This is a genomic window from Serratia sp. 201, from assembly GCF_037027545.1.
Classification (GTDB): Bacteria; Pseudomonadota; Gammaproteobacteria; order Enterobacterales; family Enterobacteriaceae; genus Serratia; species Serratia bockelmannii.
In genome coordinates, this window is sequence record NZ_JAXCHC010000001.1 from 743029 (window position 1) to 766090 (window position 23062).

Annotated in this window: 25 protein-coding genes; 11 read left to right on the forward strand and 14 right to left on the reverse strand. The window is 61.2% G+C overall.

The window, feature by feature from the left end; genetic code table 11:
• Nucleotides 1–134: 134 nt before the first annotated feature.
• The 4 genes from mqo to WA302_RS04080 form a co-directional block, all read right to left on the reverse strand.
• Nucleotides 135–1715: a malate dehydrogenase (quinone) gene (mqo, locus tag WA302_RS04065; protein ID WP_049203423.1), complete on the reverse strand. Its 1581-nt coding sequence runs from the start codon at nt 1713–1715 to the stop codon at nt 135–137.
• A 461-nt stretch (nt 1716–2176) separates the two neighbouring features.
• Complete coding sequence (phoA, locus tag WA302_RS04070) at nt 2177–3604, reverse strand: alkaline phosphatase (protein ID WP_060432724.1); 1428 nt, start codon at nt 3602–3604, stop codon at nt 2177–2179.
• 130 nt (nt 3605–3734) lie between these two features.
• Nucleotides 3735–4442, reverse strand: coding sequence for a glutathione S-transferase N-terminal domain-containing protein (locus WA302_RS04075; RefSeq protein WP_025302120.1), 708 nt, complete (start codon nt 4440–4442; stop codon nt 3735–3737).
• Nucleotides 4443–4516: 74 nt separating this feature from the next.
• Nucleotides 4517–5200 (reverse strand): ArsR/SmtB family transcription factor, encoded by a 684-nt coding sequence (locus WA302_RS04080; RefSeq protein ID WP_025302121.1) that lies wholly within the window; start codon nt 5198–5200, stop codon nt 4517–4519.
• A gap of 174 nt (nt 5201–5374) precedes the next feature.
• On the opposite strand from WA302_RS04080, the gene WA302_RS04085 reads away from it, so the two are divergent.
• A complete protein-coding gene (locus tag WA302_RS04085) occupies nt 5375–5722 on the forward strand; it encodes an antibiotic biosynthesis monooxygenase family protein (RefSeq protein ID WP_025302122.1) in 348 nt (115 codons plus the stop codon).
• Between the two features lie 32 nt (nt 5723–5754).
• Here WA302_RS04085 and WA302_RS04090 read toward each other — a convergent pair whose 3' ends face one another.
• Nucleotides 5755–6486, reverse strand: a complete 732-nt coding sequence (locus WA302_RS04090; protein ID WP_025302123.1) for an isochorismatase family protein — start codon at nt 6484–6486, stop codon at nt 5755–5757.
• 132 nt (nt 6487–6618) lie between these two features.
• On the opposite strand from WA302_RS04090, the gene WA302_RS04095 reads away from it, so the two are divergent.
• Together WA302_RS04095 and WA302_RS04100 are read left to right on the forward strand one after the other, a co-directional pair.
• Nucleotides 6619–7515, forward strand: a complete 897-nt coding sequence (locus WA302_RS04095; protein ID WP_025302124.1) for a LysR family transcriptional regulator — start codon at nt 6619–6621, stop codon at nt 7513–7515.
• A 168-nt stretch (nt 7516–7683) separates the two neighbouring features.
• Nucleotides 7684–8181, forward strand: a complete 498-nt coding sequence (locus WA302_RS04100; protein ID WP_049295266.1) for an AAA family ATPase — start codon at nt 7684–7686, stop codon at nt 8179–8181.
• 32 nt (nt 8182–8213) lie between these two features.
• Here WA302_RS04100 and WA302_RS04105 read toward each other — a convergent pair whose 3' ends face one another.
• The 4 genes from WA302_RS04105 to WA302_RS04120 all read right to left on the reverse strand — a co-directional run bounded on the left by WA302_RS04105 (nt 8214) and on the right by WA302_RS04120 (nt 10417).
• Nucleotides 8214–8720 (reverse strand): GNAT family N-acetyltransferase, encoded by a 507-nt coding sequence (locus WA302_RS04105; RefSeq protein WP_197835464.1) that lies wholly within the window; start codon nt 8718–8720, stop codon nt 8214–8216.
• Nucleotides 8721–8782: 62 nt separating this feature from the next.
• Nucleotides 8783–9040 (reverse strand): YjhX family toxin, encoded by a 258-nt coding sequence (locus tag WA302_RS04110; RefSeq protein WP_004939031.1) that lies wholly within the window; start codon nt 9038–9040, stop codon nt 8783–8785.
• A gap of 233 nt (nt 9041–9273) precedes the next feature.
• Nucleotides 9274–9744, reverse strand: coding sequence for a cyanase (cynS, locus tag WA302_RS04115; RefSeq protein WP_261456164.1), 471 nt, complete (start codon nt 9742–9744; stop codon nt 9274–9276).
• A 19-nt stretch (nt 9745–9763) separates the two neighbouring features.
• Nucleotides 9764–10417: a carbonic anhydrase gene (locus tag WA302_RS04120; RefSeq protein WP_261456165.1), complete on the reverse strand. Its 654-nt coding sequence runs from the start codon at nt 10415–10417 to the stop codon at nt 9764–9766.
• A gap of 114 nt (nt 10418–10531) precedes the next feature.
• On the opposite strand from WA302_RS04120, the gene cynR reads away from it, so the two are divergent.
• Nucleotides 10532–11482: a transcriptional regulator CynR gene (gene cynR, locus WA302_RS04125; RefSeq protein WP_043143408.1), complete on the forward strand. Its 951-nt coding sequence runs from the start codon at nt 10532–10534 to the stop codon at nt 11480–11482.
• Here cynR and WA302_RS04130 read toward each other — a convergent pair.
• Nucleotides 11406–11837: a hypothetical protein gene (locus WA302_RS04130; protein ID WP_043143410.1), complete on the reverse strand. Its 432-nt coding sequence runs from the start codon at nt 11835–11837 to the stop codon at nt 11406–11408. The two genes, cynR and WA302_RS04130, sit on opposite strands and share 77 nt — an antisense overlap.
• Before the next feature lie 91 nt (nt 11838–11928).
• Between WA302_RS04130 and WA302_RS04135 the strand changes: the two genes are divergently transcribed.
• Together WA302_RS04135 and WA302_RS04140 are read left to right on the forward strand one after the other, a co-directional pair.
• Complete coding sequence (locus WA302_RS04135; protein ID WP_193402636.1) at nt 11929–12645, forward strand: hypothetical protein; 717 nt, start codon at nt 11929–11931, stop codon at nt 12643–12645.
• Entirely contained in the window at nt 12578–12835 is a 258-nt protein-coding gene (locus tag WA302_RS04140) for an alpha/beta hydrolase family protein (protein ID WP_193402635.1), read from the forward strand. Before WA302_RS04135 ends, WA302_RS04140 begins: the two co-directional genes overlap by 68 nt.
• Nucleotides 12836–12921: 86 nt before the next feature.
• Here WA302_RS04140 and WA302_RS04145 read toward each other — a convergent pair whose 3' ends face one another.
• Nucleotides 12922–13137, reverse strand: a complete 216-nt coding sequence (locus WA302_RS04145) for a hypothetical protein (protein WP_060444247.1) — start codon at nt 13135–13137, stop codon at nt 12922–12924.
• A 149-nt stretch (nt 13138–13286) separates the two neighbouring features.
• A complete protein-coding gene (locus WA302_RS04150) occupies nt 13287–13778 on the reverse strand; it encodes a hypothetical protein (protein ID WP_261456166.1) in 492 nt (163 codons plus the stop codon).
• Between the two features lie 181 nt (nt 13779–13959).
• Between WA302_RS04150 and WA302_RS04155 the strand changes: the two genes are divergently transcribed.
• Entirely contained in the window at nt 13960–15552 is a 1593-nt protein-coding gene (locus WA302_RS04155; protein WP_025302134.1) for an ABC-F family ATPase, read from the forward strand.
• A gap of 51 nt (nt 15553–15603) precedes the next feature.
• Here the strand turns inward: WA302_RS04155 and moeB are convergent, their stop codons facing one another.
• The gene (gene moeB, locus WA302_RS04160) at nt 15604–16359 is read right to left on the reverse strand and encodes a molybdopterin-synthase adenylyltransferase MoeB (RefSeq protein WP_193402634.1); all 756 of its coding nucleotides are present in this window, start codon (nt 16357–16359) and stop codon (nt 15604–15606) included.
• 2 nt (nt 16360–16361) lie between these two features.
• The gene (gene moeA, locus WA302_RS04165) at nt 16362–17600 is read right to left on the reverse strand and encodes a molybdopterin molybdotransferase MoeA (RefSeq protein ID WP_193402633.1); all 1239 of its coding nucleotides are present in this window, start codon (nt 17598–17600) and stop codon (nt 16362–16364) included.
• A 157-nt stretch (nt 17601–17757) separates the two neighbouring features.
• Here moeA and WA302_RS04170 point away from each other — a divergent pair, with 157 nt between their 5' ends.
• The 4 genes from WA302_RS04170 (at nt 17758) to gsiB (ending at nt 23060) form a co-directional block, all read left to right on the forward strand.
• On the forward strand, nt 17758–18294 hold the full coding sequence (locus WA302_RS04170) for a DUF924 family protein (protein WP_049295271.1): 537 nt from the start codon (nt 17758–17760) through the stop codon (nt 18292–18294).
• A 356-nt stretch (nt 18295–18650) separates the two neighbouring features.
• Complete coding sequence (locus WA302_RS04175) at nt 18651–19607, forward strand: isoaspartyl peptidase/L-asparaginase family protein (protein WP_089180700.1); 957 nt, start codon at nt 18651–18653, stop codon at nt 19605–19607.
• 19 nt (nt 19608–19626) lie between these two features.
• Entirely contained in the window at nt 19627–21501 is a 1875-nt protein-coding gene (locus WA302_RS04180; RefSeq protein WP_261456167.1) for a dipeptide ABC transporter ATP-binding protein, read from the forward strand.
• Between the two features lie 23 nt (nt 21502–21524).
• Complete coding sequence (gsiB, locus tag WA302_RS04185; protein WP_025302140.1) at nt 21525–23060, forward strand: glutathione ABC transporter substrate-binding protein GsiB; 1536 nt, start codon at nt 21525–21527, stop codon at nt 23058–23060.
• The last annotated feature ends 2 nt before the right edge of the window (nt 23061–23062 follow it).

Consider the following 23062-nt stretch of genomic DNA (forward strand, 5'->3'; position numbering starts at 1 on the left):
GATAATAGGCGTGAGTGCGCCGTTACGCAAGGGTAAACCGGGGGTAAAAAGGTGGCCAAAAATGCTCTTTGAACGGCAGGGGGATAAAAGAAAGGCCGCATAAAGCGGCCTTATCAGTAGGAAGCGATGGAAAATCAGTTAGTTTCCGGTTTCACTTCAATGTAGTTCAGACCCAGCACGCTGCTGGTGTAACCGCGGATCTTGTTGGTCATCTCGATATCGCCGTTCAGCTTGTGGCCGTAAGACGGAATGATCTCTTTCAGCTTGCTCTGCCATTCCGGCGTCGCCACTTTGTCTTTGAACACGGTTTCCATCAGATGCAGCATGATCGGCGCAGCGGTAGAAGCGCCCGGCGAAGCACCCAGCAGAGCGGCGATGCTGCCGTCTTCAGAGCTGACGACTTCGGTGCCGAACTGCAGCACGCCGCCTTTATCCGCGTCTTTCTTGATGATCTGTACGCGCTGGCCTGCGGTCCACAGCTTCCAGTCTGCCTGCTTGGCGTCCGGGAAGTACTCTTTCAACGCGGCGAAGCGATCGTCGTCGTTCATCATCAGCTGGCCGACCAGGTATTTCACCAGATCGAAGTTATCCAGACCGACGTGGGTCATCGGCATCAGGTTCGAGGTGCTCAGCGAGTGCATCAGATCGAACAGCGAACCGTTCTTCAGGAACTTGCTGGAGAAGGTGGCGAACGGCCCGAACAGCAGCACGCGCTTGCCGTCCAGCATGCGGGTATCCAGGTGCGGCACGGACATCGGCGGCGAACCTACGCTGGCCAGGCCATACACTTTGGCCAGGTGCTGGTTGGCGATCTCCGGGTTGGTAGTGACCAGGAACTGGCCGCCGACCGGGAAGCCGCCGTAGCCGTCGGCTTCTGGGATGCCGGATTTCTGCAGCAGGGTCAGGGACGCGCCGCCTGCGCCGATGAACACGAACTTGGCGTTAACGGTGGTTTCTTTACCGTCGCGGTTCAGATCGGCAACGGTCACGCTCCAGGTTTGGTCGGCGTTGCGCTTAATGTCGCGCACTTCGTGGCTCAGGTTCAGCTTGAACTTGTCGCTGGCGCTCAGCGCGTCAACCAACTGGTGGGTGATCACGCCGAAGTTGACGTCGGTACCCAGCGGCATGCGGGTCGCGGCGATTTTCTGCGCCGGATCGCGGCCGTTCATCACCAGCGGCGCCCACTGCTTGATTTGCGCAGGGTCTTCGGAATATTCCATGCCGCGGAACAGGGTGCTGTGCTGCAGCGCCGCGTAGCGTTTACGCAGGAAGTTGACGTTGTCGTCACCCCACACGAAGCTCATGTGCGGCACGCTGTTAATGAAGGATTTCGGATCTTTCAGGACAGCGTTTTTCACCTGATAAGACCAGAATTGGCGAGAGATTTCGAAAGACTCGTTGACCTTCACCGCCTTGCTGATGTCGATGGTGCCATCGGCTTTTTCCGGCGTGTAGTTCATTTCGCTAAAGGCGGAGTGGCCGGTACCGGCGTTGTTCCAGCCGTTGGAGCTCTCTTCCGCCACGCCGTTCATGCGCTCGTACATGTCGATGGTCCAGGTCGGCTCCAGCTCATGCAGATAGGTACCCAAAGTGGCGCTCATGATGCCGCCGCCGATCAACACCACGTCGACGGTTTTATTCTTCTCTTCAGCCGCCGCCTGCTGCGTAACGCTAAACAGGCTGAGACTGAAAATCAGGACGAGTAATTTTCTCATTGAATTAAATCTCTTGTGTGTAAATTCTACTCATTGCAGGTGAAAGAATTTAGCGGGAGTTACCCTGGAAAATAATGAAGCCGACCGCCCGGCGTGAGCCGATAGGCAGCGATAATGCCTTTTTGTTAATAGGGTATTTAACGAAAAGTGAACTATTGCAGGCCGTCCGGATGCAAATTGATCGGTTCACGTTACTGGCGGGGTATTATTGTTTGCGAGAATGTTAAAAACTACTTTTGTAACTAAAAAAAATGAATATAAGCAAAAATAGGGCGGTTGCTGTCGCAGGAATAAACAGAGAGGGAAGAAAGGCTGTATAACCGCGTTATTTTAAGGGGTTAATTGTCACGCAATTAAACGTTATTTCGTTATCACACAATAATTGCGGTTAAATTGCAAATACCTATCGGTAACCAATCATAAATGGCCGCCGTTGCGAGCGGCCATCGTTCAGCTGGCGGTTACTTGATGCCCATCGCATCGCGCATGGTGAAGAACAGATCGGTCTGATCGGTCAATCCCACCACGTTGGCGGCGTGCGGGCCGTAGGCCGCGACGCGCAACTGAGTGCCGGTATGCCCCTGCGACTCTTCTTCCGAGTTGCCGTAGCTGAGGGTCATCGGTGCGCCGTCTTTGGTGGTCAGTATCTGGGTCAGGCCCGGCGCTTTGGCGTTGGCGGCGACGATCTGGCTGGAGTGCGCGTGGTCGGCGGTGACGATCACCAGCGTGTTGCCGTCGGCGCGGGCGAAGGCCAGCGCTTTTTGCACCGCTTCGTCCAGATCGACGGTTTCGCCAATCTGCCCACACGGGTTGGCGGCGTGATCCTGCTTATCGATCGACGCCCCCTCTACCTGCAGGAAGAAGCCATTCGGGTTGTCTTTCAGCAGCGCGATCGCTTTGTCGGTCATCGCCGCCAGCGTTGGCGTGGCTGCGGTGCGCGCCGGGTTGTTTTCACAGGTTACTGCCGGTTTATCGAGGTTGCCGTGGTAGCTGGCTTTCGGCCCCAGCCAGCGCACCGGCATGTTGCCGTCGGCAAACAGGCCCAGCAGCGGTTTTTGCTGATTGGCCAGGGTAACGGCCTGCAGTTCATCTGCGTTGCTCACCCACTGATAACCCTGCGCCGCCGCCTGGTCCTTCAGCGATTTTCCTTGCCATTCGCCGCTTTTCGCCAGTTGGTTGAAAGACTTCGCGCCACCGCCGAGCGTGACGTCGGCGCGGGTTTTCAGCAGTTGCTCGGTGATCGAGCCGCGGCCGCCGTTTTCCAGCGCGTTAGCGGCACATTTTTCGCTGGTTTCCTCCGGGCCGTAGCATTTGCGCGAGGTGACGTGCGACACCAGCGCCGCCGGCGTGGCGTCTTGCAGTTCGGCGGTGGAGACGTTGCCGGTGGCCTTGCCGGCCGCCTTGGCTATCTCCAGCAGCGTTGGTTGGTCTTTGCCGTTCACGTCTACGCCGAGCGCGCCGTTATAGGTTTTCACCCCGGTGGCCCAGGCGGTGGCCGAGGCGGCGGAGTCGGTCACGTAATCCGGTTTGTGGGTTTTCTTGTCCAGCGAGTAGTGGGTGTATTGCCCGGTCAGCGGCAGGGCGTCGATGCCCTTGAAGTAACCGCCTGCGCCTTCAGCGTAGTTGCGCGCGGCGGTGATCTCGGAATCCCCCATGCCGTCGCCGATCAGCAGGATCACGTTTTTCACCGTTTTGTCCGACAGCGACGCCTTCAGCGCGGCGGTCTGATCGCCGGCCAGGCGACGGGCGCCGCCCGGCTCGGTGAGGGTGCCGCGCGCGGCGCGCTCGGTCAGGCCATCGGCATTGGCCGAGGTTTCCGCCGCGATGGCGGAGGAACAGAGCAGGGCGGACAGCACGGCGCCGGCGATCAGGGATACAGCAGGTTGCATGGGTAAGCTCCTTGTCGTAATACAACAATGTAAATAACATCAAATTGTTACGAAAGGAGAGTAGAGCAGAGGGATGACAATTTTATGACAATGAAAGACGGGACGGTCCGATGGCCATCCCGTGTGACGATCAGGCCGCGCGCGCCGGGATAGCGAGCCCACGCTGCACCGCCGGCCGCGCTAAACCGCGCTCCAGCCACTGCGCGACGCGCGGGAAGCTGTCGAACTCCACCAGGTCGCGGGCCTCATAGAAGCCGATCAGGTTGCGCACCCAGCCCAGCAGCGAGATATCGGCGATGGTGTAGTCTGCGCCCATGATCCAGTCACGGCCCTCCAGGCGCGTTTCCAACACACCAAGCAGGCGTTTCGATTCGTTTTTGTAACGCTCCAGCGGCCGCTTGTCTTCATATTCGCGCCCGGCGAATTTATGGAAGAAACCGAGCTGGCCGAACATCGGGCCGACGGCGGCCATCTGGAAGAACACCCACTGAATGGTTTCATAACGCTGGGCTGGATCCTGCGGCAGGAAGCGGCCGCTCTTTTCTGCCAGGTAGAGCAGAATGGCACCGGATTCGAACAGCGGCAGCGGCCGGCCGCCGGGGCCGTCGGGATCGATGATCGCCGGGATCTTGCCGTTCGGATTCAGCGCCAGGAATTCCGGCGTCCAGGTTTCGTTGTTGCCGATGTCGATTAGGTGCGCTTCATAAGGCAGGCCGATCTCTTCCAGCATGATGGAGACTTTGACGCCGTTCGGCGTCGGCAGAGAGTAGAGCTGCAGCCATTCCGGATGCTGAGCCGGCCAGCGTTTGACGATCGGGAATTGGGTGGAATCGAGCATGGAAACTCCTCGGGTTGGCGGGGTCGCTTAAGCGTACCCCTAGAGTATTGCAGTAAAACTACCCTGTCGCCGGGTTACACCGTGAGGTCAAAATGTGCGGCCAGCGCTTTTTTACCGGCGGGGGTCAGCTGCAGCTCGCGGCTGTCGAGCCGGCGAAGGATCCAGCCGCGTTGGATAAAGGCGGCCAACAGCGCGGCGCCCAGCGCGCCGCCGAGGTGAGATCGGCGCTCGCTCCAGTCCAGACAGCCGCAGGCGAAGCGGCGGCGAGTGGGCGCGGGAGAGCAATCGACGCCCAGCCGCGTCAGCGCGGCCTGACCGGCGTCGCTTAATCGGTAGTCTTCTTCACCGGCCAGCCAGTTCAGCGCATGCAGCCGATCGTGCAGCTTCACCGCTACCTCGCCCGCCATATGGTCGTAGCAGGTGCGAGCATATTGCAGCGTGGTGGGCGTGCTGCTTTTCACCGACGGGCGCGGTACGCCCGCCAGCGCCATCAGGCCTTCCAGCGCTGCGGCCACCGGTTGCCCGGCCAGCCGGAAATAGCGGTAGCGCCCCTGTTTGACGCAGGCGATCAGCCGCTGCTCCAGCAGTTTCGCCAGATGCGCGCTGGCGGTGGACGGGGCAACCTCGACCGCCGCGCTGAGCTCGGTGGCGGTGTAGGCGCGCCCGTCCATCAACAGGCACAGCATGCGCGCCCGGGTGCGGTCGGCGATGGCGGCGCTCAGCGCCGCTAAACGATCTTCAATGTCGATGTTATGCATACTTCGAGGTTAGACGAAGTATGACTGCGCGTCCATCGCTAACCTGTGGTTATCGCACTCTGGTGCAGTGCGTCTGCGTTTGCTGGATATTGATGAGCGGGCGTTGGAATCGGTGCGGTGGCGCCATTCTTACCATGCGCGCGTACCGGAATTTTACCGTGAGAGGAGACGATAATGATCGCCGTGATTTTTGAACTGCAGGCCGCTGATGGGCAGCGCGATACCTATCTGGCGCTGGCGGCGGAGCTGAAGCCGCTGCTGGCGCAGATCGACGGATTCATTTCCATCGAGCGCTTTCAAAGCCTGGCCGATCCTGCGCGCCTGCTGTCGCTCTCCTTCTGGCGCGACGAGGCGGCGGTGCAGCAGTGGCGCAATCTCGAGCAGCATCGCGCGGCACAGGCGCGCGGCCGTGGCGAGGTGCTGGCGCAGTACCGGCTGCGGGTGGCGGAGGTGGTGCGGGATTACGGGCTGGAGAGACGCGACCAGGCGCCGCAGGATAGCCGTTGCTATCACCGCACCTGAAAAAAGCCCGCTGACGGCGGGCTTTCACCCGTTTATTTCGCTTCGCTGCCCACCTTCATCGCCCCGGCGTAGCGGGCGCCCATTCCCCAGGCGGCGCCGTGGTCGCGGGCGATCTGCAATACGCCCCCCGCCGTGGCCTTGCGGCTCCAGTCCTGCTGCCATTCCAGCATCAACGCCACCCAGTTGATAGGGGTGGCGCCTGCTTGTACCAGGCGCTGCATGGCGTTGTTTTGACTATCTGGCGTAATGTCGCCGGTGACGTCCGACAATATGTAGACCTCATACCCCTCGCCCAGAGCGGACAGCGCCGGCAGCATCACGCAGCTGGCGGTCCACAGCCCGCCGATGATGATTTTCTTGCGGCCGGATTGTTTGATCAGATCCACCACGCGCCGATCCTGCCAGACGTTGATGGCGGTGCGATCGTACACCTGCAGATCCGGGCGTGCCTGCGTCACCTGCTGGAATACTGGCCCGGCGAAGCTTTTGGCGTTGGCCGAGGCCAGAATGGTCGGCACGTTGAACACCTTGGCGGCCTTGGCGATGCCGGCGGCGTTATTCACCAGGTTGGTTTGATCGATAGAGGAAATGGTCATGCCGAACATGTCCTGCAGATCGACCAGCAGCAACAGGCTGTTGTCGGCGGTCAGCGGTTGCACATAACCCGCCTGGCGGCTATCGGCGGCGGGGGATTGCGCCAGCGCGGCGACGGGGGCGGTGGCGGCGCTCAGGCCGAGCATCAGGGCGATTAGGGTCTTTTTCATTATTAACTCCATGATTATCAGTAGATTAAATTCACGTCCCACTCAGGGAAGCGGTTGAATGAAGTCTACTGATATTTATTTGGTTAATAATCTATGGTTTATTGAATTAATAATTAACCTGAAGGACGTAATATGGACGTGCTACTGACGATGCGCGCCTTTCGCCGCGTGGTTGAGCGCAACAGTTTCTATAAGGCGGCGGAGGATCTGGCGATCACGCCGGCGGCATTGAGCAAGCAGATTAAGCAGTTGGAAAGTCGGTTGGGGACGCTGTTGCTGGTGCGCACCACCCGCAGCATGAGCCTGACCGAAGCCGGGCAGCTCTATTACCAGGAAGCCTGCCGGTTGCTTGGCGAGTTCGACGCGCTGGAGCAGACGGTTGCCGCCAGCGCGCAGCAGGTCTCCGGCACGCTGCGGGTCAATGCGCCGCTCTCGTTCGGCCTGACGGTGCTGTCGCCGCTGCTGCCGCCGTTTATGCAACGTTATCCGCAGCTGCAGGTGGAACTGACGCTGGACGACAGGGTATTGGACGTGGTGGCGGCCGGTTTCGATATTTCCTTGCGCATTCGCCGCCGACTGCCGGATTCTTCCCTCAGCGCCCGGGCGCTGGGTGACGTGCACCAGCGAATTTGCGCCGCGCCCGGCTATTTGGCGCAGCACGGCGTGCCGCAAACGCCCAATGAATTGCCGCGGCACAGCTGTCTGGCCTATTCCCTGGCGGAAAAACCGGGGCAGTGGCAGTTCACCGCCGGCGAGGAGAGCCTGAGCGTGACGTTCACTCCCCGGCTGATCGCCAACAACAGCCTGATGCTGCGGGATATGCTGGTGGCGGGACTGGGCATCGGTTCGCTGCCGTCGTTTGTGGCGGATCCCGAGATTGCTGCCGGCAGACTGGTGCAGCTGTTCCCTGAACAGATTGCCGACGTGCATCAGGTCTTCGCGGTTTACCCGACGCGCCGGCATGTGCAGCAGAAAGTGAGTTTATTCACCGAGTTTGTGCGAGAACAGGGATTGATGACGGCGAATTGACAACGGTGCACGGTTGTCATATTCATTAGCTATGAAAAAATCCTACCGCCCATTCGCGCAAATTATTATCACCCTTCTCCAGAGGGTGGGATAGCGCGTGTGTCGCCAATAAAAACCCGCCGGCAGGCGGGTTTTTTTATCCCCTTCCGGCAACGACCGGAGAACGTCATGCAAACCTACCCTGCAGTTTTACACCTGATGTGCGGCAAGGCCGGCGCAGGCAAATCGACGCTGGCGCAGAGTTTGGCGCAGCAACCGCAAACGCTGTTGCTGAGCGAAGATGCGTGGCTGGCGACGCTGTATGAACAGGAGATGGCCAGTCTGCAAGACTACGCGCGCTGTTCCGACCGGTTGCGGCGGGCGCTGGGCGGGCACCTCGTTCAGCTGCTGCGCGGCGGTTGGTCCGTGGCGCTCGATTTTCCGATGAATACGCCGGACAGGCGGCGCTGGGCCAAAGCCTTGGCGGAGGAGGCCGGCGTCGCACACTGCCTGCACTTTCTCGATGTCAGCCATGCGCAGTGCCTGAGCCGGATAACGCTGAGAAATGCGCGCGGCGAGCACCCGTTTGCCCTGAGCGAAGCGGAGTTTGAGCGCCTGGCGCAGTACTTTGTTCCCCCGGCGGAAGAGGAAGGGATGACCGTCTTGCGTTATGGCGAACGGGACTGAAAACCGGCGCCATGACGGCGCCGGCAACAGGGTTAGGCTTCGGCGTTAAACGCGTTGTGGAAGGTGACCTCCGCGCACGGCAGCGCGCCCTGGAAGGCGATGGCGCGGAAGTAGTCTTGCGGCACGCCCGGCAGGGCCAGCGCGCACTGCGCCTGGAAGCCGAAACGGCCGTAATAGTTCGGATCGCCCAGCACTACGCAGCCTGCGGCGCCGCGTTCCTGCAGCTCGGCCAGCAGCCGGCGGATCAGCCGGCTACCGATCCCCTGGCTCTGATAGGCCGGCAGCACCGACACCGGCGCCAGCCCGTACCACCCGGCGGCGCCGTTGCTGAGCACGATCGGCGAGACGGACGCGTGCCCGATCGGTGTGCCATTGTGCTCGGCGACCAGCGACAGGGTGAGAGCGCCTGCCGCGCGCAGCGCGCTGACGATAAACTGCTCGGTGTGGCTGCTGTGTTCGGCATGCAGGAACGCGGCGGCGGTCAGGGTGGTGATGGCGCCGACGTCGGCCGGCGTTTCGTGGCGTAACGTGATGTTCATGGTTGTATCCTGATTAAATAAGGCTGTGCCAACCGGGCTGCCTGCCCGGCCGGCATCGATGATTAACGGTTATCCAGCTGCGCCCGCACGGCCTTGAGCCCGGCAAAGGTGACGCGATAAGGGCGCCCCTGGCGAGAGAGGATCAGGCGTTTGGTTTTGAGCTTGGTGAAGACGGCCAGCGAGCAGTCGGCCAGGCCGAGCCCTTCGCGGGTGTAGCATTCGACGTGGGTGACGCGACCGGCGTCGTTGCGGGTGAAGGCGATATAGCCGCCTTTGGCCAACACGTGCAGCACGCGTTGTTCCGCTTTGGAAATGTTCATGTTGGGAGATCCTGTAATAACCCCAGATACGCGCATCCCCGCGCAAACGCGCGTCGGATACGTCAGAGTCCCTCGCCATACGGCAAGGAAGCGACTATCGGGTGGTTACAATCTCCAACATACAGGCCTCGGGCAGTGAAAAACGCCAGGGCGGCGTTTAAGCGCAGTTAATGTAGCCAATGGCCGGTTGGCTGTCAATTTGCCGGCAGCGCGGGCCGCCGGCGAAAGGCCAATTAGAAAGGCTTGGTTGGCAGGTATTTGCCGTCCAGGGTGATCACCGCGCGTTCGCCGCCGTCCGGATCGGCGACCTTCTTGATATCCAGCTTGAAGTTGATGGCGCTGATGATGCCGTCGCCAAACTGCTCGTGCACCAGCGCTTTCAGCGTGGAACCGTAAACCTGCAGCATTTCATAGAAGCGATAAATGGTCGGATCGGTTGGCACGCCGCCGGGAATGCTGCCGCGCAGCGGGATGGTTTGCAGCAGCAGCACCGCTTCTTCGTCCAGCCCCAGCTTGGCCGCTACCGTGCGCGCCGCCGGTTCCGGCAGCGCATGCTGCCCCAGCAGGGCGGCGGTGACAAACGCCAGGCTGAGACCGGTGCCCTCGGCCAGCGCTTCGAACGTCAGATTATGGCGGATCTTGGCGGCCATGATGTTGTCGGTGAGCGCTTCGCGCGGGGCGGTGTTGTGCAGAGAGTGTGTCATGTTGACTCCTTTTGTGGGCTTAAAAACGGGCGATCGCCGGGGTGGCGGTCACCTCGGGATGGGTGGCGAGCGGCACGAAGCGGCGGGTTTCGCCGTCCAGCGCCTCGATAGCGCCGCTGGCGATGTCATAGACCCAGCCGTGCAGCGCCAGGCGGCCCTGATCCAGCGCCAGGGCGACGGAAGGGTGCGTTTTGATGTTGTTGAGCTGGGCGATGACGTTTTCGCGCACCATCGATGCGACCCGGGCTGCGTCGGAGGCGTGCGGATAAGCCTGGTTGACCGCCTTGGCGGAATCGGCGTAACGCAGCCAGCCGGCGACCGTCGGCAGGTGATCCAGACACTGGCAGGTGGCGATGGCGGTCATCGCGCCGCAGTCGGAATGGCCGCAGATCACGATGTCTTCTACGTCCAGCGCAGCGACGGCGTACTCGACCGAGGCGGTCACCCCGCCGGGTTCGGGGCCAAAAGAAGGCACGATGTTACCGGCGTTGCGGATCACGAACAGATCGCCCGGCTCGCGCTGGGTGACCAGCTCCGGCACCAGGCGGCTGTCGGAACATGAGATAAACAGGGTGCGCGGGTTTTGGCGGGTCGCCAACTGCTGAAACAGCGCCGTGCGTTCAACAAAGGCTTCGCGCTGGAACTTCAGGAAGCCTTCAATCACCTCTTTCATCCGTTTCTCCATTGGGTGTCGTTATGCGATGGCGGCATGATGAACGCTTCTGGCTATAGGGTCTAAGACCCATTTATAATGCTGGCTATAGGTTTTACTAATAGCTGGGGCGCTATGCTGCTGCGACACATCCGTTATTTTCTGGCCGTTGCCGAACAGGGCAACTTCACCCGCGCCGCCGAAGCGTTGCACGTCTCGCAACCGACGTTGTCCCAGCAGATCAAGCAGTTGGAAGACGCACTGGGAGCGCCGTTGTTCGATCGCAGTGGCAGAGCCGTGCGCCTGACCGACGCCGGTGAGGCGTGGATGCGCTATGCGCGGCTGGCGCTGCAGGATTTGGACGCCGGCGCGCGGGCGATCCATGACGTGGCGACGCTGGCGCGCGGCCATTTGCGGCTGGCGATGACGCCAACCTTCACCGCCTATCTGGTGGGGCCGACGATCGATGCGTTCTACCGCCGCTACCCGGGGATTACCCTGAGCATTGAGGAGATGGCGCAAGAGCGGATCGAGGCGCTGCTGGCGCAGGATCGGCTGGACCTGGGGATCGCCTTCGAGATGGCGCAGTCGGCGGAGGTAGAAGCCACGCCGTTGTTCAGCGAGACGCTGGAGCTGATGGTCGGCGCCGATCATCCCCTGGCGGCGCATCGCCGTCCGCTGAGGCTGGCGGAGTGGCAACATCTGCCGCTGGCTTTGCTGAGTGGCGACTTCGCCACGCGGCAGTTTATCGATCGCTACTGCACACAGTTGGGATTTCGGCCGCAGGTGGCGGTGGAGGCCAATGCGCTGGGCGCCATCGTCGAGATCGTGCGGCGCGGGCAGCTTGCCACGCTGCTGCCAGCCGCCATTGCGCGCGAGAACCGGCAGTTGAAAAAAGTGGCGTTGGCCAACGCCATGCCGGTGCGACAGGCGGTATGGCTGCAGCGCAAAGGCGCTTACCGCAGCGCCGCCGCGCAGGCGTTTATCGCCGTTTTGCAGCAACAGGGCGTTACGCCAACGCACTCCAGCGCTGCGTCATCCCCAGCAGATGCACCAGCCCGAAGCCGAGGCAAATCAGCGAGCTGACGACGATAAAACGCTGGCTGCGGCCAGTATCACGCAGGGCGAAAGGGCCGGCGACGCCGCGCAGCAGGTAGATAAAGGTGATGATAAACAGCGCGGGCCGCAGCAGCGGCAGCGGCGCGATCAGGCCCGCGCCGGACAGCGCGTACAGCGCCCAAATAAACAGAACCAGCGCGATACCGGCGGTGACGACGGCCGGGAACTTTTTACCCGCTTCCGCCGCCTTAATGAAGCGATCGCCGGCGCCGCACAGCCGATAGCCGCGCGGCCCGGCGGCGATCACCCAAATATGCAGCAGGGCGGCGATGGTGCTCAGCGCGGCGCCGATCAGCAGTGCGGTGTTATAGAGGTGTGGCACGGTAAGGCTTCCCTGTCAGAAACGTGATTGGCATGAAGCGTAGACCAGAAAAGACGAATTAACCGAACGCAACAGGGAAGAGGAGCAAGTGATGAGAGTGGCGACAGGCATGCTGAGCGTATTGGCGCTGTGGAGCGGGCTGGCGATGGCGCAATCTGCAGCGCTGACGCTGCCGCGGGAGGATGGTTCGAGTATTCATTACTATCTGGACGCTGCGGTGCCCGGGCAATCGTCGGCGGCGCTGTTGGTGATCCTGCAAGGTTCGGATTGCAACAGCGTGCGGCATATCCGCCTGGTCACGCCGATGCGGCAGGTGTTACCCGCCGCAGACCTGCTGACGGTGGAGAAATACGGCATCGACGACACCTTGCCGTACCGCGAAGAGGTGCCGCGGCAGGATTGCCCGGACGCTTTCGTGCAGCATGATACGCCGCAGCGGCGGGTGAGCGATGTCACCCAGGTGCTGCAGGCGGTGAGTGCGCGCAACGGCTATCAAAAGGTCGCGGTGCTGGGGGGCAGCGAAGGGGCGGTGATCGCCAATCTGGTGACGGCCTCCTCGGGCCTGGTTGACGCCACCCTGGCGTTCAGCGGCGGCGGACGCTGGTTTATTGACGATGTGCGCCACAGCGTGGCCGACGCGCCAAAAGAAGAGAAAGCCGGGCTGAACGCATTTTTACAGCAGGTGCTGACGGCGCCGCCGTTCCCCCTGAACGCCAGCGATCATGGCTATGCCTGGTGGCATGCTGAACATCGATCAGCTTGCCACCCTGCGCAGCATCAAGACGCCGGTGCTGATCGTGCAGGGTGACCAGGATCGCGCCGTTTCGCCGGGAGCGGTCGGGAAAATGATCGCCGAGCTGCGGGCCGACGGCAAAACGAATATCACTTACCTGAATTATCCGGCTTTAGACCATGTGATGCGGCGCGAAAATGGCGAGAGTGAAATGACGCGGGTGGTGGCGGATATGCGCGCGTGGCTGGAGAAGCAGCTGCGCTGAGCGTCGGTATTAGGACAAACTATGTAATAATTGACGCGAGTTTCTTTGGACTGAGTGATCTGCTGCTCAATTGAACACAATGTTATTTAATCAGGGCTTCCGTCGTGTATTTTTTTAACCGCAAACCTGAAAATGACATACCCTAAGAAAACTCCCGCTATTGATATCGCAACCCACAGATACTTCAAACTGTCGTCGGAATAAAACATGAACCAGGCAATGGCTAACAGCGAGAGGGCCACAACGCCGCACCCAATGCCCTGAATAATTCTGGATAAAGCCGCCAGCATAAAGTTCTTCATACGTTAACCTTTGCAAAAAAGTACTGACAAATTTGGCTTAATTTCTTTCGATCTCTTTCCCAAACCGAGACGGCATCCTCGAATGGTCGGACTTTGTTTTCTAACAGAAAGTACAGCAGATCGAGGTTTCCCAGGCGTCTGAGTTGATCTTACATCCGTGAGTTTCTTGCCCTCAAGTCGCGTGATGTATAGACAGAGCGCGATATGCTTGCTCCAGCGGTGAGAATTGAGCCAACGGCAACACCCGAGACAAGCCGTGGGATGATTTGTTTAGAGAATATATATCCCATGTTTGCGGTGGCTAACTGATTAAAGGCGAATTTGCCGATGAGTTTGCCTGATTTTCTTATGGTCATGTCCTTAACATCTTCAAACTTGACCTTACTGGCGAAGTTTTCGATGAAGATATGAGCCACTTTCTCGATGCTCGCTTTATTGGCCAGGCCTGACTTGATGAGTCTGATAAATCGCTCTTTATCTTGCGAGTTTAGCCATCTGTTTTCAGTATCAATATAGTCGTAGCCCAGGTAGTAGAAATCGACCGGTACGCTGATAAAACCTTGTGCAAACCCGCGCACTAAATTGCTGTCAATGTTTACGGCATCCGCCATGTCGTTGGCTATCTGCTTTACGCTTTTCATAGAAATCCTTTTCAATATGAACCGCCGAATCTAGCAGACTTTTTGTACGCAAGCCAATGCCCACCGGCAAACGGCACCAGCCTGACGCTCAAAATGTCACCGAAACTTCCCGCGATCTCTGCACCCCGTTGTGGCATAATGCGCGCCAAATCACATTCCCTATGTATAAAGAGCGAGCGCTGTGTTAAGCACTAACAACATCACCATGCAGTTCGGCAGTAAGCCGTTGTTTGAAAACATCTCTGTTAAATTCGGCGGCGGCAACCGTTACGGCCTGATCGGCGCCAACGGCTGCGGCAAGTCCACCTTTATGAAAATCCTCGGCGGCGATCTGGTGCCGAGCGGCGGCAACGTGTTCCTCGATCCGAACGAGCGCCTGGGTAAACTGCGTCAGGATCAGTTCGCCTTCGAGCAGTACAGCGTGCTGGACACCGTGATCATGGGTCACACCGAACTGTGGGCGGTGAAGGAAGAGCGCGACCGCATCTACGCATTGGCGGAGATGAGCGAAGAAGACGGCTATAAAGTAGCCGACCTGGAAGTGGCCTACGGCGAAATGGACGGTTATACCGCCGAAGCGCGTGCCGGCGAACTGCTGCTTGGCGTGGGCATTCCGGTGGAACAGCACTATGGCCCGATGAGCGAAATCGCGCCGGGCTTCAAGCTGCGTGTGTTGCTGGCGCAGGCGCTGTTCTCCGATCCGGAAATCCTGCTGCTCGACGAACCGACCAACAACCTGGACATCGACACCATTCGTTGGCTGGAGCAGGTGCTGAACGAACGCAACAGCACCATGATCATCATCTCGCACGACCGTCACTTCCTGAACATGGTCTGCACCCACATGGCGGATCTGGACTACGGCGAGCTGCGCGTCTACCCGGGCAACTACGACGAATACATGACCGCCGCCACCCAGGCGCGTGAGCGTTTGATGGCGGACAACGCTAAGAAGAAAGCGCAGATCAGCGAGCTGCAATCGTTCGTCAGCCGCTTTAGCGCCAACGCCTCCAAATCCAAGCAGGCCACGTCGCGCGCCCGCCAGATCGACAAGATCCAGCTGGAAGAGGTGAAAGCCTCCAGCCGCCAGAACCCGTTCATCCGTTTCGAGCAGGACAAAAAGCTGTTCCGTAACGCATTGGAAGTGGAAGCGCTCACCAAGGGCTTCGACGAAGGCCCGCTGTTCAACAAGCTGAACCTGATGGTGGAAGTGGGCGAGAAGGTCGCGGTGCTGGGTGCCAACGGCATCGGTAAAACCACCCTGCTGAAAACGCTGGTGGGCGACGCGCAGCCGGACAGCGGCACCGTGAAGTGGTCGGAAAATGCCCGTATCGGTTATTACGCGCAGGATCACGAATACGAGTTCGACGACACCCTGACCGTGTTCGACTGGATGAGCCAGTGGAAGCAGGAAAAAGACGACGAGCAGGCGGTGCGCAGTGTGCTGGGCCGTTTGCTGTTCAGCCAGGACGACATCAAGAAGCGCGTGAAGGTGCTATCCGGTGGTGAGAAGGGCCGCATGCTGTTCGGCAAGCTGATGATGCAGCGCCCGAATATTCTGGTGATGGACGAACCGACCAACCACCTGGATATGGAATCCATCGAATCGCTGAACATGGCGCTGGAGATGTACGAAGGCACGCTGATCTTCGTCTCCCACGACCGTGAGTTCGTCAGCTCGCTGGCGACCCGGATTCTGGAAATCACCCCGAACAAGGTGATCGACTTTACCGGCAACTACGAAGACTATCTGCGCAGCCAGGGCATCGTGTAACCCTCGCGGTAACGCATCAGGGCGGGAATTATCCCGCCCTTTTTTTATCCGTCATTCCCCGCCGCACACCTCGCAGTGCGGATCCTTCGGCAGCTTCACCTCGCGGAACTGCATGCTCATCGCATCGAACATCAACAGCTTGCCGCGCAGCGGCTGACCATAGTCGGCCAGCAGCTTGATGGCTTCCATCGCCTGCAGGGTGCCGATGGTGCCGACCAGCGGCGCCATCACGCCTGCTTCGACGCAGGTGAGGGCGCTGTCGCCGAACAGCCGGCTCAGGCAGCGGTAGCAGGGCTCGCCCGGCTGATAGGTGAATACGCTGAGCTGGCCTTCCATACGGATCGCCGCGCCGGAAACCAGCGGCTTGCGCTGTGCGTGGCACAGGCGATTCAGGGCGTCGCGCGCCGCCACGTTGTCGGTGCAGTCGAGCACCAGATCGCAGGCGGCGATCTCTGCCGCGATCGCGTCATCTTCCAGACGGCCGTCGATGGCGTCGATGCGAATATGCGGATTGATGGCGCTCAGTTCCTGCCTGGCGGAGGCGACTTTGCTCTGGCCGATGCGATCGTCGCGGTGCAGGATCTGGCGCTGCAGGTTGGAGAGCGAGACGGTGTCGAAATCCACCAGCACCAGATGGCCGACGCCGGCCGCCGCCAGATATGGCGCGGCGGCGCAGCCCAGCCCGCCCAGCCCGGCGATCAGCACGCGGGCGGCCTTCAGCTTCTCCTGGCCGTCGAAGTCAAAGCCGCGCAGCACGATCTGGCGGTTGTAGCGCAGCGCTTCGGCGTCGGTCAATTCCGGCAGCATGTTCAGCTCCTCAGCAGGGCGTTGAACGGCTCGATCTCCACCGTTTCGCCTACCGCCACCGAACCGCGTTCGCGCTCCAGCACGATGAAACAGTTGCCCTGGCTGTAGGAGCTGAAGACGTGCGAGCCCTGGTGGCCGGTGGTGCTGACCTCCAGTTCGCCCGCGGCGTTGCTGCTGAACACCCCGCGCTGGAAATCGAGGCGGCCCGGCGATTTCTTCAGCGGGGTTAGCGCCCGTGCGCGCAGGCGCGGCGGCAGGCGCCAGTCACTGTGACCGGCCAGCTTCGCCAGCAGCGGTTGCACCAGTTGGTAGAAGGTCAGGGCGGCGGAAACCGGGTTGCCCGGCAGGCCGCAGAACCAGGCGTGGCCCAGTTTGCCGAAGGCGAACGGTTTGCCGGGTTTGATCGCCAGCTTCCAGAAGCTGACCTGGCCCAGTTCGTCGAGCATCTGTTTGGTGTAGTCGGCCTCGCCGACCGAGACGCCGCCGCTGCTGATCACTACGTCGGCCTGGCTGTCCGCCTGTGTGAAGGCGTCGCGCAGCGCATCGCGATCGTCGCGGATAATGCCGAGATCGAGCACTTCGCAGCCCATCTGCTCCAGCATCAGGCGCACCGCGAAGCGGTTGGTATCATAGATTTGGCCCGCCTGCAGCGGCTGGCCGACCGGCTGCAGCTCGTCGCCGGTGGAGAACACCGCCACCTTCAGCTTACGCATTACCTGCACTTCGGCGACCCCGAGCGAGGCCAGCAGCGGCAGCTGCGCGGCGCCCAGCTTCACGCCGGCCGGCAACACGCTGGCGCCTTGGCGAATGTCTTCACCCGCCAGACGGATATTCTGGCCGGCTTCAACCGGGGCGGTAAAACGCACGCCCTGCTCGCTCACTTCTGCCTGCTCCTGCATGATCACCGCGTCCGCCCCGGCCGGGATCGGCGCGCCGGTCATGATGCGCACGCAGCTGTTGGCCGGCCATTGGCCGTCGAACGGCGCGCCGGCGAAGGCTTTCCCGGCGACCGGCAGCGGCGCATTGGCCGCCAGATCGGCGAGGCGCACCGCATAGCCGTCCATCGCCGAGTTGGCGAACGGCGGCACGTCGAGCGGCGAGACCACCGGCGCGGCGGTGATGCGGCCGGCGGCGGCGGTCAGGGCGACGGATTCGGTCTGCTGCAGCGGGGCGATCTGCCCGAGCATTTTTTCCAGCGCTTGCTCCAGGGAGATGAGATCGGAAGTATGGCAATGATCCATAAGGGGAACTCCGTAATCAGGGTGCGCATTGATAGCGACAAAGTGCGGGTATTATGGCAGAGAACGCCGGGGGGGAGAACGGGTTATGCCCGCCATCTTTCGCACTGCGCCGGAAGCGCGAACGGGTATAAACTGGGTAAAACAGAGGAGAATCATGATGCATAAACAGGTTATCGAGTTCTGGTTCGACGAGATCGAACCGGTGATGTGGTTTAAAAAGGACGACGATTTCGATCGTCTGCTGCACAGCCGTTTTGGCGAAATCTGGCGGGCGGCGGCGGCGGGGGAGCTGGCGCACTGGCGCGACACTATCGAGGGGCGTCTGGCGGAGGTGATCGTGCTCGATCAGTTCAGCCGCAACCTGTTCCGCGGCACGCCGCAGTCGTTCGCCTGCGATGGCATGGCACTGGTCCTGGCGCAAGAGGCGATCCGCAGCGGCGAGTGCGAACGGCTGAGCCGCGAGCAGCGAGGTTTTCTCTATCTGCCGTTCATGCATTCGGAATCGCCACTGATCCACCAACAGGCGCTGGTGCTGTATACCGAGCTCAATAACGGTGACCAGTTGGAGTTCGAGCTGCGGCATAAGGCGATCATCGATCGTTTCGGCCGCTACCCGCATCGCAATGCGATATTGGGGCGCACCAGCACCCCGGAAGAAGAGGCCTTTTTACGGCAGCCCGGCTCGGGTTTTTAATCGTTGGATTATCTGCGCCCGGCCGGGTAAAAACAGCAGGCCGGGCGCCGCAATAAGCGTGACTCAGCGCGAACGTTTATTTCATTACGCTCTACCGCTATTTCCTCTCGCGAAATTACCAATAATCCCAGTCATACTATCAGCGGCTTACTGCTTTTTATAACCTGCTGTTTTTATTCCAATAAGATATTTCAAGGTGCGAAACGGTCTAAGCGGACTACGCTAAAAGCGGGACGTGGACGTTATGCTGTACTTCCACTGTAGGACTAAATAGAGTCGAAAAGACTGAATAATAATGATACCGCGCTCAGCTTATTCGCTGTGCAACGGCGGGATTAACACAGGGTGTCAGGCAAATGAGCAAACCAGTGATTGCCATTCATGGCGGCGCGGGCGCAATTACCCGGGCGGCGCTGAGTGCGGAAAAAGAACGGCAGTATATCCAGGCGCTGTCCGAGATCGTGGCCGCCGGGCAGGCGGTATTGGCACAGGGCGGCAGCGCGCTGGACGCGGTGACCGAAGCGGTGCGGCTGCTGGAGGAGTGCCCGCTGTTCAACGCCGGCAAAGGCTCGGTGTTTACCCATCAGGGCACCCACGAGCTGGACGCCTGCGTGATGGACGGCCGCACCTGCGACGCCGGCGCTGTCGCCGGCGTCAGCCATATCCGCAACCCGGTGCTGGCGGCGCGCGCGGTGCTGGAAAACAGCGAACACGTGCTGTTTGCCGCCGAAGGCGCCGAGAAGTTTGCCGCCGCCCACGGACTGGAAATGGTTACTCCCGACTTCTTCTTTACCCAAGAACGCTTTGATCAGCTGCACCGCGCCCAGGCGGAGCAGGGCCGGGTATTGCTCGATCACGACGGCGCGGCACGGGCCGGCGATCCGCTCGATCCCGATCGCAAATTCGGCACCGTCGGCGCGGTGGCGCTGGATGCGCTGGGCAACCTTGCCGCCGCCACCTCCACCGGAGGCATGACCAACAAGCAGGCAGGGCGAGTGGGCGACACGCCGATTATCGGCGCCGGTTGCTATGCCAACAACGCCACCGTGGCGGTCTCCAGCACCGGCACCGGCGAGATTTTCATGCGCGGCGTGGCGGCCTATGACGTCTCCGCCCTGATCGAATACGGCGGCCTCAGTCTGCAGGCGGCCAGCGATCGGGTGGTGATGGAGAAACTGCCTGCACTGGGCGGCAGCGGCGGCATGATCGCCGTCGATCGCCACGGCAATATCGCGCTGCCGTTTAACTGCGAGGGGATGTATCGCGGTTTTGGTTATGTCGGCGATGCGCCGTCCGTCGGGATTTATCGCTAAGCGTTCACCGGGAGGGTGTATGACCGACGTTTCATTCCGGCCCGCCGGCGACGAATTGTCATTGCCGCCGCAGCGGGTGCTGACGGTGCGCGATCTGAGCATCAGTTTTCCTCAAGTGGACGGCGCCGTGGAAGCGGTGCGCAACCTGTCGTTCGATCTCGATCGCGGCGAGACGCTGGCGATCGTCGGCGAGTCCGGCTCTGGTAAATCGGTCACTTCGCTGGGGCTAATGCGTCTGGTGGAGCAGGGCGGTGGGCGCATCGTCAGCGGCGCCATGACGCTGCGCCGGCGCGACGGCGCGTTGCTCGATCTGGCGCATGCCTCGCAGAGCACGCTGCGCACGGTGCGCGGCGCCGACATGGCGATGATCTTCCAGGAGCCGATGACCTCGCTCAACCCGGTATTTCCGGTCGGCGAGCAGATCGCCGAATCGCTGCGCCTGCATCAGGGCATGGACCACCGCAGCGCGCGTCAGGAGGCGCTGCGCATGCTCGATCTGGTGCGCATTCCGGAGGCCAAAGAGGTGCTGGGGCGCTACCCGCATCAGCTTTCCGGCGGCATGCGCCAGCGGGTGATGATCGCTATGGCGCTCTCTTGCAAGCCGGCGTTGCTGATTGCCGATGAACCCACTACCGCCCTCGACGTCACCATTCAGGCGCAGATCCTGCAGCTGATCCGCGTGCTGCAACAGGAGATGCAGATGGGGGTGATCTTCATCACTCACGACATGGGCGTGGTGGCAGAGATAGCCGACCGGGTGCTGGTGATGCGCCGCGGCGAGCAGGTGGAACAGAATCGGGTGCGTGAATTATTCGCCGCGCCGCAACAGGCCTATACCCGGGCGCTGCTGGCGGCGGTGCCGAAGCTGGGGGAGATGGCCGATCGGCCGCTGCCGGCGAAGTTTCCGCTGGCGGATGGCGAGGGGGATACGGCGCCGCAGGATACCGTGCCGCCAGACGCTGCGCCGATCCTGCGGGTGGAGCATCTGGTCACGCGTTTTGATCTGCGCAGCGGGTTGTTCAATCGGGTCACTCGCCGGGTGCACGCGGTAGAAAACGTCAGTTTCGATCTTTACCCTGGCGAGACGCTGGGGCTGGTGGGCGAGTCCGGCTGCGGCAAGTCCACCACCGGGCGCGCTTTGCTGAAGCTGGTGGACAGCCAGAGCGGCACCATCACCTTCGCCGGGCGGCGGATAGACCAATTGAAGGGGCCGGCGCTGCAGCACCTGCGGCGCGATATTCAGTTCATCTTTCAAGATCCTTACGCCTCGCTCGATCCGCGCCTGACGGTCGGTTTCTCCATCATGGAGCCGCTGTTGGTGCACAACGTGATGCGCGGCCGTGAGGCGGAACGGCGGGTGGCCTGGCTGCTGGAACGCGTCGGTCTGCAGCCGGAGCATGCGCGCCGCTATCCGCACGAATTTTCCGGCGGCCAGCGCCAACGCATCTGCATCGCGCGCGCGCTGGCGCTGAACCCGAAAGTGGTGATCGCCGATGAAGCGGTCTCGGCGCTGGACGTGTCGATTCAGGCGCAGATCGTCAATCTGCTGCTCGATCTGCAGCGTGAGTTCGGCATCGCTTTTCTGTTCATTTCACACGACATGGCGGTGGTGGAGCGTATCAGCCACCGGGTGGCGGTGATGTACCTCGGGCAAATTGTCGAGATCGGCCCGCGGCAGGCGGTATTCGACAATCCGCAGCACCCCTATACCCGCAAGTTGATGGCGGCAGTGCCGGTAGCCGATCCCGCTCATGCCCACAAACGGCAGCCGCTGCCGGCCGATGAGATCCCTAGCCCAGTGCGCGCACTGGGCGATGAACCCGTTACCGCACCGCTGGTGCAGGTTGGCGCCGGGCACTTTGTCGCCCGCCACCCGATCGCCGGTGCTTTTTAAAGACCTCAGGAGAGACAAGCGACATGAAGCACACATTCAAACGCAATGCGCTGTTGGCCGCCATACTGCTGGCGGCGGGAACCGGCCCGGTTTGGGCGGCGAAGGACGCGGTGATTGCCGTGGCGTCCAATTTCACCACTCTTGATCCTTACGACGCCAACGACACGCTGTCGCAGGCGGTGGCCAAGTCTTTCTATCAGGGGTTGTTCGGCTTCGACAAGGACATGAAGCTGGTGAACGTGCTGGCGGACAGCTATGAGGTCAGCAAAGACGGCCTGACCTATACCGTCAAACTGCGTCAGGGCATTAAATTCCACGACGGCACCGCGTTCAACGCCGAGGCGGTGAAGGCCAACCTCGATCGCGCCAGTAACCCGGACAGCCACCTCAAGCGCTACAACCTGTTCAAGATGATCGACAAAACCGAGGCGGTGGACGCCAATACGGTGAAGATCGTGCTGAAGGCGCCGTTCTCGGCGTTCGTCAACAATCTGGCGCACCCGGCGGCGGCGATCATCTCCCCGGCGGCGCTGAAGCAATACGGCAAAGAGATCGGTTTCCACCCGGTCGGCACCGGGCCGTATCAGTTCGTGACCTGGAACCAGACCGATTTCGTCAAGGTGAAGAAGTTCGACGGCTACTGGCAGCCGGGGCTGCCGAAGCTCGACAGCATCACCTGGCGCCCGGTGGTGGATAACAACACCCGCGCGGCGATGCTGCAGACCGGCGAGGCGACCTTCGCCTTCCCGATCCCTTACGAGCAGGCCAAGGTGCTGGAGGGCAACGCCAAGCTGGACGTGGTGGCTGCGCCGTCGATCCTGCAGCGTTACATCAGCATGAACGTCACTCAAAAGCCGTTCGACAACCCGAAGGTGCGCCAGGCGCTCAACTACGCGATTAACAAGGACGCGCTGATCAAGGTGGCGTTCGCCGGTTATGCGGTGCCGGCGGAAGGGCCGGTGCCGCCGGCCATCGATTTCGCCGCCCGTTACAAGCCGTGGCCGTACGATCCGGCCAAGGCGCGCGAGCTGTTGAAAGAGGCCGGCTACCCGAACGGCTTCACCACCACGCTGTGGTCGTCCCACAACCACAGCACCGCGCAGAAAGTGCTGCAGTTCACCCAACAGCAGCTGGCGCAGGTGGGGGTGAAAGTGACGGTGACGGCGATGGATGCCGGGCAGCGCGCGGCGCAGGTGGAGAGCGTCGGGGTGAAAGACACCGGCGTGCGGCTGTTCTACACCGGCTGGTCGGCCTCGACCGGGGAAGCGGACTGGGCGCTGTCGCCGCTGTTCTCCACCCAGGCGGCGCCACCGAAGCAGTTCAACACCGCGTTCTACAGCAACCCGCAGGTGGACAAGGATCTGACCGACGCGCTGGCGACCACCGATCGCGCCGAGAAGCAGAAACTGTATCAGGACGCACAGGATCGCATCTGGGCCGACGCGCCCTGGATCTTCCTGGCGACCGAACGTCTGTTGTCGGCCAACAGCAAACAGCTGAGCGGCTTCTACGTGATGCCGGATACCTCGTTCAACTTTGATAACGCCGATCTGAAATAAGG